We start from the raw sequence: 17,027 nt of genomic DNA on the forward strand, positions 1-17,027 counted from the left end.
GCCTGATTCCTAGAGGGTGGAAGCGGTGGGGTCCCAGTCCTCGGGGAGGGCCGGGGACGCGGGGGCGGAGCTTTCGACGTTGACAAAGGTGCCGGATTCAACGGATTCGGAAATCGAGACCATGGAGTCCAGGACGTGGTAGGCCAGGTCGCCCGTGGCGCGGTGTGGCACCCCGGCGCGGATGGAGCGCGCCATGTCCAGGACGCCCATGCCACGGCCGTTGGCGGGTCCCGTGGCCGGGACGGTGGTCCAGTCCTCGTCACCGGCACGCCACAGGCGGATGTCGCCGTCGAAATAGTTGGGGTCCGGCAGGGACAGCGTGGCTTCCGTGCCAGTGATTTCCACGAAGCCCATCCGCACGCGGGGGGATTCGAAGGAGAAGACGCTGTGCGAGGACGCGCCGCTCTCGAACTGCGCCATGGCCGACACATGCGTGGGCACCTCGACGGTGAACTCCTCGCCGGCCTTGGGCCCTGAACCAATGACCCGGACTTCCTTGGCTTTGGAGCCGATGGCCGCGACCCGACGCACGGAACCGAAGGTCTGGACCAGTGCGGTGAGGTAGTACGGTCCCATGTCGAACAGGGGCCCGGCGCCGTACTGGAAGAGGAACGCCGGGTTCGGGTGCCAGGATTCGGGACCAGGGGTCTGGAACGTGGTCATGGCGGTCAGCGGGGTGCCGATGTCGCCGCGCTCAATCAGCCGCCGCGCCGTCTGCAGTCCGGCGCCAAGGAAAGTGTCCGGTGCGCAGCCGAGCCGGATGCCGGCGGCGTCTGCAGCCTTAAGGAGGCCGAGCCCTGATTCGCGGTCCAGTGAGAACGGCTTCTCGGTCCAGACGTGCTTGCCGGCATTCACGGCGGCGGTGGCCACCTCCACGTGCGCGGCCGGGATGGTCAGGTTGACGATGATTTCGACGTCGGGATGGTTCAGCGCGGCGTCCACGCCGCCGGATTCGGGGATGCCGTATTCCTTCGCCCGGGCGGCGGCAGCATCCTCGAAAAGGTCGGCGATGACGTGGACCTTGAGGTCCGGGAAGGCCGTGAGGTTGTCCAGGTAGGCCTTGCTGATGTTTCCGGCGCCGATGACTGCGACGCCGACAGGTCCCCGGCCCGTTGAAGCTGCGGCGCTCATGCCTTTGCTCCTTCGGCAGCGTTGGATTCAGCGGCTTTCAGGAAAGCAAGGCTCTCCGCGATGCCTTCGAAGATGTCGCCCGCGTAGTCGTCGAACTCCACCACGCCGACTTCCAGGGATTTTGCTGCGGCGATGACGTCCAGAACCGGGACGTTGCCCTTGCCCGCGGGCTGCTGGGCTTTGGTGTCCGTGTTCAGCGGGCCGTCCTTGATGTGGATCAGCTTGACCCGGCTGCCCAGCTTGGTGAGGATGTCCACCGGGTCCTGGCCGCCCACGGCAACCCAGTAGGTGTCCACTTCGAGGACCAGTTCGGGGTCCAGGAGGTCTGCGAAGTACTCCAGCGCCGTGCGGCCCTCGATGGTTGATTCAAGTTCCCACGCGTGGTTGTGGTAACCCACGCGGATGCCGTGTTCGGCACCCTTCTTGGCTGCTGCATTGAGTTTGGCTGCGGTGGCCTGGATGTCCTCGGCGGACTGCCAGTGCTCGGCTGGAAGGTAGGGGTCGATCACGGTGGTGATGCCCAGTTCTTTGGCTGCCGCGAAGATTTCGTCCTGGTCCTGGCTGAGGAGGGGGGCGTGTCCGGACGGGGCGGTGAGGCCGTTTTCCTTCAGCGCGGCGCCGAGTTCCTTGGCCGTGGCCACGAAGTTGTAGGGCTCAACCTGGGTGAAGCCGATCTCCGCGACCTTGCGGATGGTGCCGGGCAGATCCTCCTGGATGGCGTTGCGCAGGGTGTAAAGCTGGATCGAGTAGGACATCGTGTTTCCTTTACGGGAGTTGTCGGTTCTGGAAGACAAGTTGGTTTTGAGGCTAGCGGCCAGCGAGGGATCCGCCGATACCGCCCACGCTGAAGTACTTGTTCAGCGCGGCGAAGACGATGACCGGCGGGAGCATCATAACCACGGCGAGGGCCATGACTGAGGTCCAGTCCGTCTGGTTCTGCTGGAAGAAAGACTGCACGCCCATGGGCAGTGTGAAGATCTCGGTGGAGCGCAGGAACACGATGGCAACGAGGTAGTCGTTCCAGGCCAGCAGGAAGGCGAAGATCGCCGTGGACAGGATGCCCGGAAGAGAGTTCCGCAGCACCACTTTGGTGAAGGAGCCGAAAACGGAGCAGCCGTCGATCCAGGCGGCTTCTTCCAGGCTCATCGGGATGGAGTCGAAGTAGGCGGCCATCATCCAGGTGGCCACTGTCATGGTGGAGCCGACGTAGATGATGGTCAGGCCCATCAGGTTGTCCACGAGGCCCATCCCTGCGAACAGGATGAACAGTGGCACCACCGAGGTGATGATAGGCAGGGACTGCATAACAAACAGCAGCAGCGAGTAGCCGGAGACGGCCTTGCTGCGGCCGCGGGAAAGGACGTACCCGGCGGGCGCTGCGACAGCCACGGACACGGCCACCGTGCTGAGGGTGGTGGTGAGGCTGTTCTGCAGCCAGGTGGAGGCCAGCGTTTCTGAGAAGACCGAGCCAAAGTTCTCCAGCGTGAAGCCGGTGGAGGTGCTGGTGGGGCCGGGCGTGAAGGCGAGCACCACCGTGACCATGATGGGCACGAGGACAATCACGGTGATGGCCAGGATCAGGACGAACCGCCACCACTGACCGGTGTGGCCGGCCTCAGAGAGGACGCGGCGGTTATTGGTGGGGCCGGCGACGCCGAGGAGAGGGCCGGACTCGGGATGGGCGTGGACTGCTGCGCTCATTATTCGACGCTCGACTTTCGTATCTGGCGGTACAGGAGAACGGAGACGACCACCAGGGTCATGGTCATCAGGAAGGCGATGGCAACGCCGGGTCCGGTCTGGAAGTCCTGGAAGACGCTGCGGTAGGCCAGGACAACGAGGGACGTGGTGGCGTCCACCGGGCCGCCGCCGGTGAGCAGATAGATGGTGGGGAAATCGTTGACGCAGAAGATAGTCATCAGGATCCAGCTGATGTATGTGGACCGGGCGATCAGTGGCAGCGTGATCTGGCTGAACTGCTGCCAGGGGGTGGCGCCGTCCATGCTTGCCGCTTCGTAGACGGTGCTGTCCACGGAGGCCAAGGCCGCCGAAATCATCATCATCATGAAGGGGAAGCTGATCCATACTTTGAACACCATGACGGTGACGGCGGCGAGGGTGGGGTCGGCGAGGAAGAGCGGGGTGCCGAGGCCGAGGTTCCGGAACAGGGAGGGAACCAGGCTGCCGGGCGTTGCGACGAGCCAGTTCCAGGCGGTGGAGGACACCACGATCGGGACCACCCAGGGCAGGAGCAGCAGGACCTTGAAGGTGCTGCCCGCAGGAATCTTCGTGCGGAGCAGGAGTGCGAGCCCCAGGCCCACGAGCCAGGAGCCAAAGACTCCGACGATGGTGAACAGCAGGGTGAATCGGGCTGCACGCCAGAAGGCGTCGGAGCTGAGGACGTTGGCGAAGTTCTCGCCGCCGACGAAGTTGCCCGTCTCGATCAGCGAGCCGTCATGGGTGGCCTGAACGCCTGCCTCAACCAAGGGGTAGCCGTGGATGAGCACGAGCAGGATGACCGAAGGCAGCAGGAGCCAGAAGAACGTCCGGCTGGTCTGTGCGCTGAGTTTGCTTTTGCGGTTTGCGGTGCCCCCGGGCCCGCCAGGGGCAATTCCCCGGCGGGCCCGGCTGAGGCCGGATCTGGCTGTCGTCAGTGCCATGGAAAGGGCCGCTTATTTCTTGATGACGGATTTAAGGCCGGACTCGAACGCCTGCAGTGCGGACTTCGCGTCGGTCTTGCCGGTGAGGATGGTCTGGGTGAACTGGTTCAGGGCCTGGCCGCCGTCGAGTACTGCGAGGTTGTCGTTGAGTACCGTTCCCTGGGATGCGAAGGTCTTGGCGATGGGCTGCCATTCTTTGACGATCTTGACGTTGTTCGGATCGCTCGAGAACTCGGGGAGTTCGGTGATGGATTTGAAGACCGGCAGGGCGTTCATGAGCTTCTGCTTCCACAGTTCCTTCAGCTGGCTCATGTAGTGGACCAGGAAGGCTTCGGAGGATTCCTGCGAAGGGGTGTTCGTGTACATCATGATGTTGTTCGGGAACACAAGTCCGCCCTTGTCGCCGTGCGGTCCGGCGATGGGGCTGGCCACCACGATGTCGCCGGAGGTATCACCGACGCGCTGGGGGACGCCCAGGACGTAGGGGCCGAAGGCTGCCTTCTTGTCCTTCCACATGGCGTTGAGGTTTTCGGTGGTGTAGCTCACCGACGCCGGGTCGATGATTCCGTTGGAGACCAGTTCGAGGAGGAACTCGATGGCCTCGACGTTGCGGTCGTTCATGACGTCGAGTTCGCCGTCCTTGCTGAACACTCCGCCGCCGTTGTTGACCATCATCATGATCATGGAGTGGTTACCAATGTTGTTGCCGGCACCGGAACCGGTGGCGAAGCCGAAAGCGCCGATGGTCTTGAGCTTCTTGCCGGCCTCCAGGAGGGAAGCCCAGTCCGTGGGAACTTCCAGGCCCACCTGCTCGAAGAGGGATTTCCGGTACCAGAACACGCGCATGTCCAGCTGCCAGGGGACGGCCACGTAGCCCTTGTCAGACTTGAACGGCTCCAGAACGCCTGGCAGGAAGTCGTCGAACTGGCCGTTGCTCTTGAGCTGGTCAATGACCTTGTCCGCGTACGCGATCTGGCCCTGCTTCTCGAACTGGAAGGCCTGGAAGCCACCACCGGTGGACACCGCTGGTCCGGTCTTGGAGGCGATGGCCGAGGAGAACGTCTGGTAGAAGTTGTTCCACTGGATGGTCTGATAGCTTGCTTTGAGATTGCCCGACGCGGGGGCATAGCCTTCCGCGATCTTCTTTGCGGCGTCGTTATAGGCGGGCGTGGCCCAGGGCATGTCCCAGAACTTGATGACGCCGCTGGCGCCGCCGCCCTGCGATGCGGAGCCGCCGCCACAGGCTGCCAGGAGCGGAACCGATGCGGCTGCGGCGGTCAGGCCGAGGAAGCCTCGGCGGGAGAGTGCGGAAGATGCTGCGGAGGATTTGTTGAACATGGTTTTCCTTTCGGGAGCCGGTCCGTTGAGCTGGCCGGTCCTTCTCGTCACTGAGTGTTGAAGGAGCTACTGCATAAAGAGGAAGTGCTGGTACTGCGGTCAGACGGTGAGCCGGCGGACAGTGGAGGTCAGGGTGGCGAACTGCTCAAGATCGCTGCCCGGTGTGCCGGACAGCAGCTGGTCGCGGAGCCGCGTCCAGCTGTGCCGGTGGGTGGATTCGTAAAGTGAGGGAAGGGTCGTGGCGCCGTCTGCGGTGACGGTGCGTACTTCCGCGGGCCAGGCGGCGGATGGATCGGGAAGTACGACGTCGGCACGCCCGGAGGCGGTCAGGATGGACACTTTTGCGGTGGCCGGCACTGCGGACGTCAGGACGCCGTGCAATACCAGGGGCGCACCGTTGGAAAGCCTGCCTGCCACCACGTAGCCGTGCGGGGTGCGTTGCACCGATTTCCACCCGGACACCTCAACCCCGCAGGTGAGGATTGCGGCCAGGTGCTCGGTCAGCAGCGCTGCGGCATCGCTTCCAGCCGCAGCATGTGCCACGGAGTCCACCAGGACGGCGTCGGCCAGATTCTTTGCCAAGAGGTCCCGGACGTCTTCCTGCGTCTCGGCCAGCACAGGATTTCCTGCCCACTGCTGGTCAAGGACCACTGCAGCGCCGTGCTCTTTTGCGACCGCGGCCAGCGCAGCAGGATCTTCAGCCTGCGGGTTGATTACTACCACCCCCTTGGCGCCGTGGCGGATAGCGGCGTCCGCGCGTCCGGTCCAGCCTGCGTAGCCCGCAATGGCGACGAGGTCGGCAGCAGCATCGGCGGGCTTGAGAGAAACGGGGAGGGAAGAGACGACGGCGGCGACGGCGCCTGCCGCTTCGGCGTCGGCGTCTGCCTGGACTGACAGTTGGGCGGTCATACTGTGGCCTCCTGGCGGGTTGCTGCTTGAACGTCCACGCGGGCGGCAGCCGCCTCGGCTATGGCCAGGGCGAACTCGAGGTCGTGGAGGAGGGTCACACCGGAAGGGGCCTGGCCGCTACCCCTGGCCAGGTCTGCCAGGGCGCGCCATTCACCTTCGTAGCCGTTATGGCCGAACGGGCCAAGGACAGTGGTCTTCCCTGCTCGGCGCAGCTGGGCCGTCGCCGAGCCGGCGTGGACATAGGAGGGGGTGAAGTCGATCTTGAGGGCGGCGTCGTCACCGATGGCTTCGAACTCCCAGGCCGGCTCCCACGTGGCGTTCATGGCCGCCCGCAGTTCGATGGTGACGTGGCCTGCCCGGAGGGAGATCACGTAACCGAAGGGCTTGACGATCTCGGCGTGAAGCACTTCCACGGCCGCGAAGTCGGGGGTGAACCGCCGCACCAGGGGCAGATCATGGATAGCCAGGCCCATCACTCCGCCGGTGAGCATCGCCTTGATGACCTCCGGATCGGTGCCGTCACGAGCCGGCATGGGGGTGCGCCCCACGATCTCGGTGGCGAAGTCCTCGAACCTGGGATTGGGCGGCAGGACGATGGAGGACCTGATGGTGTGCACCTGTTCCGGGAGGTCGCCCCACGCGGCCTCCGCCGCGAGCCAGCCCGGATCGAAGGTGTGCATTGCTCCGACGATGATGGGAATCCTGGTTTCAGCAGAGACGGCCGAGATGCTGGCGGCCTCGTCGCCGCTCATGGCGAACGGCTTCTCGCACAGCACTGCCTTTTTGCCTGCACGGCAGGCCGCGATGACCTGGGCGGCATGGAACTGGTGCGGGCTGCAGATGGCCACCACGTCCACCAAAGGGTCCGCGAGCAGTTCCTCCATGCTGGTGCTGAAGGCTGCTCCCACCCGGTTCGCCACGGACTCCGCAACTGCAGGGTCAACGTCCATGATGTGCCGGACTTCGAGGATGTCCTGCAGTCGGGCGAGGGATGGCAGGTGGATGGCCTGCGTTACCGGGCCGGCGCCGAGTATTCCGACGCCGAGGACGGCGGGTGCTGCCTGGGATTGGCTCAACAAGCTCTTACCTCTTTGTAGTCGCGAATAGAGAAACCGGGCCTGTCCTGGAAACCCGCGGTGGGGTGAGTCGGCTCACAACTCAAGCTAGAGGGACTTTTGCCGAGCGTCAAGCAAAAGTTGCTAACTTGATGGAAGTCTTTTTTGGTGTGACACGCAGAAGCTCCATGTGTTATCACTGGTTCATGAGCTCAACGCCCGTTACTGACACCGTCGCCACTGACAATGGCGGCAGTCTCTCCCGCGCCGGCGATCTCTTCCAGTTGCTTCGGGACGGCAAGGCCCGCACCCGCGCGGAACTCGCGTTCAGCACGGGGCTTGCCCGTTCCACCGTGGCGTCGCGGATCGACGCACTGATCCACTCAGGACTCGTGGGCCCGGCGGGGGAGGCGAACTCCAGTGGCGGCAGGCCGCCGTCGCGCTTTGCCTTCAACCCGGCGGCACGCGCCGTACTAGCTGTCGACGTCGGCGCCACCCATGTGATTGTTGCCGTCACCGATCTGGGCGGCAGAGTCCTGGCCGAGCAGCGGCTCGTGCAGGACGTCGCCGACGGCCCGGAAACGGTGCTGGACAGGGTGGTTGGGGAAGGGCTTTCGCTCCTCGCCCAGGCCGGGCGCAGCGTGAATAGCCTGGCCGGCGTGGGGATCGGGTTGCCGGGGCCTGTGGAGCACAGCACCGGAAGGCCGGTCAAGCCGCCCATCATGCCCGGCTGGGACGGGTTCGACGTGGTCCGCTACGTGCAGCGCTCGCTGCCCGTCCCGGTCCTGGTGGACAACGATGTGAACATCATGGCACTGGGTGAACGGACCGCCCATTGGCCCGAAGAGGACAACTTCCTGCTCATCAAGGTTGCCACCGGTATCGGCTCGGGCATTATCAGCAGCGGCCAACTGCAGCGGGGCGCCAACGGAACTGCCGGCGATCTTGGCCACGTGCGCGTTCCGCGTGGTGACGAAGTGTTGTGCCGGTGCGGCAACTATGGCTGCCTCGAGGCGCTGGCATCGGGGCCGGCCGTGGCTGCGGTTCTTAACAGGCAGGGTGTGCCTGCAACCAAGGGCAGCGACGTGCTGCGCCTGGTGGGCGAAGGCAACTTGCAGGCTATCCAGGCCTTGCGCCAGGCCGGCCGGGATGTCGGCGACGTGCTGGCCACCGTGGTGAACCTGCTCAACCCGTCAGTCATTGTCATCGGCGGAAGCCTTGGCCAGGCGGGCGAGCACCTGATGGCCGGCGTCCGCGAAGTGGTATACCGGCGCTCGCTGCCGTTGGCCACCACGCACCTGAGAATCGCCCTTTCCGTGGCCGGGGACCAGGCCGCGATTCTTGGTGCCAGCCAGATGGTCACGCAACACGTGTTGTCGCCTGCAGCCATAGAGGCGACGCTCCAGGCGGCCGGCTAAACACCCTTACGCAGTGATTACGCGGACCGGCGAACCCTCAAGCCACGCCTTGACGTCCTCGAGCGCGCCCCCGTAGAACTGCCGGTAGCTCTCCGCTGTGACGTAGCCAAGGTGCGGGGACAGTACTGTGTTGGGGGCGCTGAGCAGCGGGTGGCCCGCGGGAAGTGGTTCCTGGTCAAAAACGTCCAGGGCCGCGCCCCGGATCCAGCCCTCGTTCAAGGCCCGCACCAGGGAATCCTGGTTCACCAGCGGACCTCGCGAAGTGTTCACCAGGATGCCTTCCGGCCCCAGGAGCCGCAGTTCCTGCTCACCCACGATGTCCTCGGAACGGGGAGACAGCCGCAGGTGGATGGTGACGACGTCGGAATTCCTGAAAAGGTCCTCCTTGCTGACCTTCTGAACGCCGGCATCCGCGGCGGCCTCAGCGGTGAGATTCTGGCTCCAGGCGAGCACCTCCATGCCGAAGGCCTGCCCGTACCCGGCGATCCGCCGCCCGATCTTGCCCAGGCCCACGATGCCCAGGGTCTTGCCGGACAATTCCATCCCCACCGAGGTCTGCCACGTGCCGGCCCGCAGCGAGTTCTCCTCGGCCGGGAGGTTGCGGGCGATCGCGAGCAGCAAGGCCCAGGTCAGCTCGGGCGCGGCGGTGGGGGACCCGGGCGTGCCGCACACGGTGATGCCGAGTTCCGTTGCTGCGGCCACATCGATGGCGGCGTTGGCCATGCCCGTGGTCACCAGAAGCTTCAGCCCCGGGAGCCGTTCCAGCACGGTGCGGGGGAACGGGGTCCGCTCCCGCATCGCAATGACGATCTGGTAGTTGGCGAGCGCCGCTGCCAGGGCGTCCTCGGACTGGAAGTGCTCGCGGAAGACGGACGTTGCGATGCCGTCCTGTTCCAGGGAGGCCCAGTCGGCGAAGCCGTGCGCCACGTCCTGGTAGTCGTCGAGGATGGCAAGCCGTTGCTGCATGTCTGTTCCTTCGTCCGAGGGTGCGGCTTTTGTACCCGCACGTTGGGGCCCGCCGGTGTGAGCTCCATCGTATGCCAGGGCGCCATGACGTTGCCTGGCGTCCGGGGCAATACGCCGTGATAGCAATGGAAGTGATGAAATCCTATTTAGCCACCGCGGAATCCTCATGAGCGGACAGTTCCTGGCCAAAGTTCCCAAGGGCTGGATCCTCCTGGCCTGCATCGGACTGCTGGCGCTGAACCTGCGTGGGCCCTTCGTTGCCGTTGCTCCGGTGGTTGACCTGATGCAGGCCGACCTCGGATTTACCCCCGTGATGTTGGGCCTGCTGACCAGCATCCCGGTGCTGTGCTTCGCGCTCGCCGCGTCTCTGGCGTCACTGGCCACACGGAAACTCGGCGCGGAGTTCGCCGTCTCCCTCACCATCCTGGGCGTCCTGGCAGGCGTGATTGTGCGCTCGGCGGGAGGCCCGGGACCGGTGGTCGTGGGCACGGTGATGATCGGCCTGGCCATCACGGTGGGCAATATCGCCGTGCCGTTGATTATCCGCCGCGACTTCTCCCCGTTGCGCCAAGGGACCGCCATGGGTGTGTACACCGCGGCTCTGAACATCGGATCATTCCTGACATCCATGGTCACGGCTCCCTTGGCCGAGCTGGCCGGTTGGCGGGTGGCCCTGGTGTCCGTGGGCGTCCTGGCCGTGATTGCCATTGTTTTCTGGACCCTCGCCGTGGGCGCCCGCACCGCGTTTGTGCCCTCCCGCACCGTGGTGGCCGGCGGGCAGGAGCACCCGGCCGTCAAGGGTTCCGGCTGGATTACCGCCGGGCTCACCGCAGGCTTCGCCGGCCAGGCGTTTTCCTATTACGCGGTGACAGCGTGGCTGCCGAGCTATCTCAACGACGAGCTTGGCATGTCTGCTTCGGCGGCCGGGGCAGGCTCATCGCTGTTCCAGATCTTCGCCATTGTTGGCGGCCTGGGAGTGCCCTTCGCGGCCAAGTATTTCAGTACGACGACGACGGCTGTCACCGTGGGGTTGTTGTGGACGGTCGTGCCGGCCGGGCTGCTGCTGGCGCCGGAACTGTGGTGGCTGTGGTCCACGTTCGGCGGCATCGCGCAGGGCGGCGGGATCACGCTGATCTTCATCGCCATCATCAAGCTGGCCCGGGACCAGGTGTCCGCGGGCCGGATGTCCGCCACGGTCCAGGGGCTCGGTTACTGCTTCGGGGCGGTGGCCCCGCCGCTGGTGGGCTTCGTGCACGACGCCTCGGGTTCGTGGACCCCGGCGCTGCTGGTGATCCTGGGCTCGGTGCTGATGTTCTTCGTCTGCACAACCCTGGCCGTGCGGCTGGTGCCGAAAGGACGCTGACGCGTCCCGCCGTCGTACGTTCCCTTGTCCCCTGCATGATTTACCGACGCTCTCTCACTTAACGCAGCTTAACGACCGACGCTCTCTCACTATCTTGAGGATAGTGAGAGAGCGTCCCGGGTTTTCTTGCATTAAGTGAGAGAGCGTCCGCGGGTCACAAGGGGTGTTCCGTCGCCGGGCCGGCTCCCCGGATCTCGGGGTTGCCTGTTGCGAAGGGCATGCCTGCCCGGCGGACGGAAATCTATTCAGTGGGCTTGCTGCAGCCCTAGGCCGCGGCGAGTTCCTCTTTGGTTGCCTTTTCGCGGGCCTCGGTGAGGTAGCTGGCGTAGGCGGGGAGGGTCAGGAAGGACGGGAAGTCCTGGCCGAGGGTGACTTCCTCGAAGATGTCGCGGGAGTCTTCGAAGCGGTCGCCGTCGAAGCGTTCCAGGCGTGCGAACTCTTCGTCGAGCAGTTCCTCGATCCACTGGTGGGTGATGATTTCTCCACGGTCGGTGATGGCGCTGGCGAACATCCACTGCCAGATCTGGGAGCGGGAGATTTCCGCGGTGGCGGCGTCTTCCATGAGGTTGTGGATGGCGACGGCGCCGTTCCCGCGGAGCCAGGACTCGATGTAGCGGATGCCTACCTCGATGTTGTTCCGGATGCCCTGCTCGGTGATGGTGCCTGTCGTGGTGGCCACGTTGATGAGGGCGCGGTCATCGGGGATGACGTCTTCGCGGGTGCGGTCCAGCTGGTTGGGACGCTTGCCGAGGGTGGCGTCGAACACTTCGCGGCAGACGGGCACGAGGTCCGGGTGGGCCACCCAGGAGCCGTCGAAGCCGTCGTTGGCCTCGCGGGTCTTGTCGGCACGGACCTTCTCGAATGCGTTGGTGTTGGCGGCTTCGTCCTTGCGGTTGGGGACGGCGGCGGCCATGCCGCCGATGGCCATGGCGCCGCGCTTGTGGCAGGCACGGACCAGCTGTTCGGTGTAGGCGCGCATGAACGGCTGGGTCATGGTCACCTGGGCACGGTCCGGCAGGACGAACCGGGGGCCGCGGGTACGGAAGTTCTTGATCAGGGAGAAGATGTAGTCCCAACGGCCGGCGTTCAGGCCTGACGCGTGATCGCGCAGTTCGTAGAGGATCTCCTCCATTTCGAACGCGGCGGTGATGGTCTCGATCAGCACGGTGGCGCGGATGGTGCCCTGCGGGATGCCGAGCAGGTCCTGGGCGAGGACGAAGATGTCATTCCACAGCCGTGCCTCGAGGTGGTTCTCGATCTTGGGCAGGTAGAAGTACGGGCCCTTGCCCTGGGCCAGGAGGCGGCGGGCGTTGTGGAAGAAGAACAGGCCGAAGTCCACGATGCCGCCGGCCACCGGGGCGCCGTCGATGAGCATGTGCTTTTCGGGCAGGTGCCAGCCGCGGGGGCGGACCACGATGGTGGGCAGTTCCCCGGCCGGGCGGAGCTTGTATTCCTTGCCCTCAGGAGAGGTGAAATCGATCCGGCGTTCCAGCGCATCGGTGAGGTTCAGCTGGCCCTTGATGACGTTCCGCCACGTGGGGGTGGAGGAGTCCTCCATGTCAGCGAGCCATACCTTCGCGCCGGAGTTCAGCGCGTTGATGGTCATTTTCTTGTCCACCGGTCCGGTGATCTCCACCCGGCGGTCCTCCAGGCCCGGGGCCGGGGGAGCGACGCGCCACGACGGGTCGTTGCGGATGTCCTCGGTTTCGCGGAGGAACCTCGGATCCTGGCCGCCGGCGATGTCCGCCCGGCGGGTCCTGCGTGCCTGCAGCAGTTCCTGCCGGCGCTCGGCCGTGGCCCGGTGCAGCTTGGCGACAAACTCCAGTGCATCCGGAGTAAGAACCTCGTCCTGCCGGCAAATGGGCTGCGCGGCCAAAGTGATCCCGTTGATGGTGAAGCTGTCAGTGAAGGTGTTCATTTCAATCTCCTGGAGCTGTGCCCAAACTGGGTAGCAGTAAGTGTCGTTTTGAGCCTCCAAAACGACACTTAGTGCTACTTACTTGGGGAAAATTAGTGGAATTGGCCTTCTTCGGTGGATCCCACCAGTGCCAGGGTTGATGCGTTCGGGTTGAGCGCAGTTGCAATGTCGTCGAAGTAGCCGGTGCCGACTTCGCGCTGGTGCTTGGTCGCGGTGTAGCCGCGGGACTCGGAGGCGAATTCCTTCTCCTGCAGCTCGACGTAGGCGCTCATGCCTTCACGGGCGTAACCGTGGGCGAGATCGAACATCGAGTAGTTCAGGGCGTGGAAACCGGCCAGGGTGATGAACTGGAACGTGAAGCCCATGGCGCCGAGTTCACGCTGGAACTTCGCGATCGTGGCGTCGTCCAGGTGCTTGCGCCAGTTGAACGACGGCGAGCAGTTGTAGGAGAGCATCTGGTCCGGGAAGTCAGCCTTGACGGCCTCGGCGAACTTGCGTGCCAGCTCCAGGTCCGGGGTGCCCGTCTCCATCCAGATGAGGTCAGAGTACGGGGCGTAGGCCTTGGCACGGGCGATGCAGGGTTCGATGCCGTTGCGGACCTTGTAGAAGCCCTCCGGGGTGCGCTCGCCGGTGACGAATTCCTGGTCGCGGGGATCGACGTCGGAGGTGATCAGGGTGGCTGCCTCGGCGTCGGTGCGGGCGATGACCACCGAGGGGGTGCCGGCGACGTCGGCCGCCAGGCGGGCCGCGTTCAGTGTGCGGACGTGCTGCTGGGTGGGGATGAGGACCTTGCCGCCGAGGTGGCCGCACTTCTTCTCCGAGGCGAGCTGGTCTTCCCAGTGCACACCTGACGCGCCGGCCTGGATCATGGATTTCATGAGCTCGTAGGCGTTCAGCGGGCCGCCGAAGCCGGCCTCGGCGTCGGCAACGATCGGTACCATCCAGTCCTCAACGGTCTGGATGCCTTCGGAGAATTCAATCTGGTCGGCGCGGAGGAGTGCGTTGTTGATGCGGCGCACCACTGTTGGAACCGAGTTGGCCGGGTAGAGGGACTGGTCCGGGTAGGTGTGGCCGGAGTTGTTGGCGTCGGCGGCAACCTGCCAGCCGGAGAGGTAGATGGCGCGGAGGCCGGCCTTGACCTGCTGCACGGCCTGGTTGCCGGTCAGGGCGCCCAGGGCGTTGGTGTACCCGCCGGTCTTGTGCTCTTCGGTGAGCTGCTTCCACAGCTTCTCGGATCCGCGGCGGGCCAGCGTGTGCTCTTCGGAGACGCGGCCGCGGAGCTTGACGACGTCCGAGGCCTTGTAGTCACGGGTCACACCTTCCCAGCGGGGGTTTGCGGCCCACTCAAGCTCCAGGGCGGTGGCCTGCTGTTCGGGCGTCTGCTGGGTGGGCTCAAATGCTGCAGTCATCGTTGTCTCCTTGATTGAGCTCCGGGTGGTTATCTGCCGGCCGAAGCTGCTTCCTTGCAGCTCCGGCCAGCTTCCCGGTGCGGTGTTTCTTTCCGTGATTACTACTTTTCAGCACTTCACAACACTTCTCTAGGGGAAAACCATGGAAAGAAATGCATTTCTTCGCGTATGCTCAAGAAATGACGCCTGGAAGCTGGAACCGCGAAGTTGTACTGCCACCGTCGTCCGCCGCCTCCCCGGAACTGGACGTCATCAGCCTGGGCCGCCGCGTGCGGCATCTGCGCAAGCAGGCCGGGTACACACTCGATGACTTGGGCGCCGCCGTCGGGACCGCCCCCAGCCAGTTGAGCCTGATTGAAAACGGCAAGCGGGAGCCCAAACTTTCCCTACTGCAGGGGCTGGCCGCAGCCCTGAACGTGAGCATCGACCAGTTGCTTGGCGCCGAGCCGCCGAGCCGCCGCGCGGCCCTGGAAATTGAGCTGGAACGCTACCAGCGCGGGCCCCTGTACGAGTCTCTTAATCTGCCCAAAATCCGCATCAGCTCGCGGCTTCCGGTCGATGTGTTGGAGGCGCAGGTGGGGCTGCTGCATGAGCTCGAACGCAAGCTGAACGAGCAAGTGGCGACGCCGGAGGAAGCCCGCCGCGCGAACGGTGAACTGCGTGCCATGATGCGTGAGCGCGGCAACTACTTCCCGGAGTATGAGGCCGAGGCGCAGAAGGTCCTGGGGCTGGTGGGTTACACGGCCGGGCCGCTGAGTCAGCACGTCATCGCCGACATCGCCGAGAAGCTCGGATTCACCCTCCATCACGTGAGCGACCTGCCGCATTCCACCCGTTCAGTGACGGATTTGAAGAATCACAGAATTTACCTGACGCAGAGCCAGCGGCAGGACCACGACCCCCGCTCGGTGCTATTGCAGGCGCTGGGGCACTACGTCCTGGGGCACGAGACGCCGAAAAACTACGGCGACTTCCTCGGCCAGCGGGTGGCCACGAACTACTTCGCGGCCGCGCTCCTGCTGCCCGAGCAGGCCACCGTGGACTTCCTGCAGAAGGCCAAGGCTGCCAAGGAAATCGCGGTTGAGGACATCCGTGACGCCTTTGCCGTCTCCTACGAGACCGCCGCGCACCGCTTCACCAACCTGGCCACGAAGCACCTGGGCATCACCACCCACTTCCAGAAGACCCACAAGAGCGGCATCATCTACAAGGCCTACGAGAACGACGGCGTGACGTTCCCGATGGACCACACCGGCGCCATCGAGGGCCAGCCGTCATGCAAGGCGTGGACGTCGCGGGCGGTGTTTGATGTGCCGGACAAGTTCAGCGCGTACAGCCAGTACACGGATACTCCGTCCGGCACATATTGGTGCACGGCCCGGACGGAGCGATCGGCCAGCGGCGAGTTCTCCCTGAGCATCGGGGTGCCGTACCAGCACGTGAAGTGGTTCCGCGGCCGGGAAACCACGGCGCGCGAAAAGTCCACATGCCCCGACCCGAACTGCTGCAAGCGGCCCCCGGCAGCGCTGGCCTCCGAGTGGGCCGGAAACGCCTGGCCGGCGGCTCGCGCCAACACGCACCTGCTGGCCGCGATGCCGCCCGGCGCGTTCCCCGGCGTGGACGAGACCGAGGTCTACTCGTTCCTGGCTGCGCACTCGCGGAGCTGACCGCGGGCGTCACGCAGAGCATGCTTATGGTTCAGTCCCGGGCAGCTTTCGGCTGGAAATCCCCTGAAATCCTCGGTTTGCAGGCCCTTTTGGTGGACGAAGCCCGCTGAAAGCGTGCTGTGCGTGACGCGGCAGCCAGCCAACGTGCCACCCGATTCGCCCCACCTACCCGTGGAGCTCCCGGTACGCCGCAACGGCGCCGGGGTGCAGGGGCAAACCCGCGGTGTTGATCAAGGATTCCGGACTCAGGAACTGGACCCCCAGGCTGGAACGCGGAATCAGTTCCTCGGCGTGGCCCACCAGCAATTCGACGGTCCGCTTGACGGTACGGTCATCAAGATCGCTCCGGCACAGCAGCAGGTTCGCCACGCCCACGGTCCACACGGCCGGAATGCCCGCGTAGGCGCCCGCCGGGATCAGCACCCGGTCGTAGAAGACGCCGTATTTCGCCCGCAGTGCCGGCAGCAGCGGCGACAGATCGAGGAAACCCAGCCCGACGTCGTCGTTCGCGGCGGCAATGGCCGCGGTAGGCACGCCGCCTGACCAGAACAACGCGTCGACCGTTCCGTCCCGCAGTGCCGCGAGGCCCTCGTTGAGGCCGAGGCTCAGCACCGTGACGCCGCCGGCGGTGCCCGCAGTGCTGCTCAGCCCGGCAGCCTCGAGCAGCCGCGGAGTGGTCAGCGACGTCCCCGAGCCGGGCTCGCCGACAGCCACGGTCCGGCCGGCAAGCCCGCTAATGTCCCGGATCCCGCTGTTGTGCCGGATGACGCAGTGGACGTAATTTTCATACACCTTTCCGACGGCGGAAAGTCCGACGGCGGGCGACTCACCCACCGCTGTGCTTCGGGCAGCCGAATCCGCGAGCGCGACGGCGAACGTGGCTTTGCCGGTCAGCAGATGTTCGAGGTTGTCCAGGCTGCCGCCGGTAGTCAGCGCCGTGGCCAAGCCGGCCACCCCGTGACGTTGGAGGGATGCCGCCAGCAGCTCGGCGAACTCCAGGTAGAAGCCGCCAGGCTCGCCGCCGGCCACGGTGACGGTGGCCGGGCGGTCCGTCGGCGTGCACGCACCCAGGCCCGGCAGGAGCAGCCCGGATAAACCGGCCGCGAGTCCGGCCTTGAGGACGGTTCGCCGCGGGGGATCAGGGGGAAGCGGGGGACTCGTGGGCAAGGCTCGCGCTCCGGCCAGGCGCCCCC

Annotated in this window: 14 protein-coding genes; 3 read left to right on the forward strand and 11 right to left on the reverse strand. The window is 65.3% G+C overall.

Annotation, left to right across the window (positions count from 1 at the left end; genetic code table 11):
* Positions 1-9: 9 nt before the first annotated feature.
* The 7 genes from ACX80X_RS07585 to ACX80X_RS07615 all read right to left on the reverse strand — a co-directional run bounded on the left by ACX80X_RS07585 (position 10) and on the right by ACX80X_RS07615 (position 7,117).
* Positions 10-1,131, reverse strand: a complete 1,122-nt coding sequence (locus ACX80X_RS07585; RefSeq protein ID WP_459311646.1) for a Gfo/Idh/MocA family protein — start codon at positions 1,129-1,131, stop codon at positions 10-12.
* Complete coding sequence (locus ACX80X_RS07590) at positions 1,128-1,886, reverse strand: sugar phosphate isomerase/epimerase family protein (RefSeq protein WP_459311647.1); 759 nt, start codon at positions 1,884-1,886, stop codon at positions 1,128-1,130. The genes ACX80X_RS07585 and ACX80X_RS07590 overlap by 4 nt, the downstream gene beginning before the upstream one ends.
* Before the next feature lie 52 nt (positions 1,887-1,938).
* The gene (locus ACX80X_RS07595; protein WP_252603136.1) at positions 1,939-2,832 is read right to left on the reverse strand and encodes a carbohydrate ABC transporter permease; all 894 of its coding nucleotides are present in this window, start codon (positions 2,830-2,832) and stop codon (positions 1,939-1,941) included.
* Positions 2,832-3,791, reverse strand: a complete 960-nt coding sequence (locus ACX80X_RS07600) for a carbohydrate ABC transporter permease (protein WP_252603133.1) — start codon at positions 3,789-3,791, stop codon at positions 2,832-2,834. Before ACX80X_RS07600 ends, ACX80X_RS07595 begins: the two co-directional genes overlap by 1 nt.
* 12 nt (positions 3,792-3,803) lie before the next feature.
* The gene (locus tag ACX80X_RS07605) at positions 3,804-5,129 is read right to left on the reverse strand and encodes an ABC transporter substrate-binding protein (protein ID WP_252603131.1); all 1,326 of its coding nucleotides are present in this window, start codon (positions 5,127-5,129) and stop codon (positions 3,804-3,806) included.
* A gap of 99 nt (positions 5,130-5,228) precedes the next feature.
* Positions 5,229-6,038 carry a hypothetical protein gene (locus ACX80X_RS07610; RefSeq protein ID WP_252603128.1) on the reverse strand — a complete coding sequence of 270 codons (810 nt, stop codon included), beginning with the start codon at positions 6,036-6,038 and terminating at the stop codon, positions 5,229-5,231.
* Positions 6,035-7,117, reverse strand: coding sequence for a Gfo/Idh/MocA family protein (locus ACX80X_RS07615; RefSeq protein WP_252603126.1), 1,083 nt, complete (start codon positions 7,115-7,117; stop codon positions 6,035-6,037). Before ACX80X_RS07615 ends, ACX80X_RS07610 begins: the two co-directional genes overlap by 4 nt.
* Positions 7,118-7,299: 182 nt before the next feature.
* On the opposite strand from ACX80X_RS07615, the gene ACX80X_RS07620 reads away from it, so the two are divergent.
* Entirely contained in the window at positions 7,300-8,511 is a 1,212-nt protein-coding gene (locus ACX80X_RS07620; RefSeq protein ID WP_252603123.1) for an ROK family transcriptional regulator, read from the forward strand.
* A gap of 6 nt (positions 8,512-8,517) precedes the next feature.
* On the opposite strand, the gene ACX80X_RS07625 is transcribed toward ACX80X_RS07620, so the two are convergent.
* Positions 8,518-9,477 (reverse strand): D-2-hydroxyacid dehydrogenase family protein, encoded by a 960-nt coding sequence (locus tag ACX80X_RS07625; RefSeq protein WP_252603120.1) that lies wholly within the window; start codon positions 9,475-9,477, stop codon positions 8,518-8,520.
* Between the two features lie 166 nt (positions 9,478-9,643).
* Here ACX80X_RS07625 and ACX80X_RS07630 point away from each other — a divergent pair, with 166 nt between their 5' ends.
* Positions 9,644-10,840 (forward strand): MFS transporter, encoded by a 1,197-nt coding sequence (locus ACX80X_RS07630; protein ID WP_459311650.1) that lies wholly within the window; start codon positions 9,644-9,646, stop codon positions 10,838-10,840.
* Positions 10,841-11,105: 265 nt separating this feature from the next.
* Here ACX80X_RS07630 and aceB read toward each other — a convergent pair whose 3' ends face one another.
* Positions 11,106-12,758: a malate synthase A gene (aceB, locus tag ACX80X_RS07635; RefSeq protein ID WP_459311651.1), complete on the reverse strand. Its 1,653-nt coding sequence runs from the start codon at positions 12,756-12,758 to the stop codon at positions 11,106-11,108.
* 92 nt (positions 12,759-12,850) lie between these two features.
* Positions 12,851-14,167: an isocitrate lyase gene (gene aceA / locus ACX80X_RS07640; RefSeq protein ID WP_459311653.1), complete on the reverse strand. Its 1,317-nt coding sequence runs from the start codon at positions 14,165-14,167 to the stop codon at positions 12,851-12,853.
* A 152-nt stretch (positions 14,168-14,319) separates the two neighbouring features.
* Between aceA and ACX80X_RS07645 the strand changes: the two genes are divergently transcribed.
* Positions 14,320-15,834: a helix-turn-helix domain-containing protein gene (locus ACX80X_RS07645; RefSeq protein ID WP_459309973.1), complete on the forward strand. Its 1,515-nt coding sequence runs from the start codon at positions 14,320-14,322 to the stop codon at positions 15,832-15,834.
* A 165-nt stretch (positions 15,835-15,999) separates the two neighbouring features.
* Here ACX80X_RS07645 and ACX80X_RS07650 read toward each other — a convergent pair whose 3' ends face one another.
* Entirely contained in the window at positions 16,000-17,001 is a 1,002-nt protein-coding gene (locus tag ACX80X_RS07650; RefSeq protein ID WP_256471063.1) for a TAXI family TRAP transporter solute-binding subunit, read from the reverse strand.
* Positions 17,002-17,027: the final 26 nt, after the last annotated feature.

Source organism: Pseudarthrobacter sp. MDT3-1 (assembly GCF_054510755.1).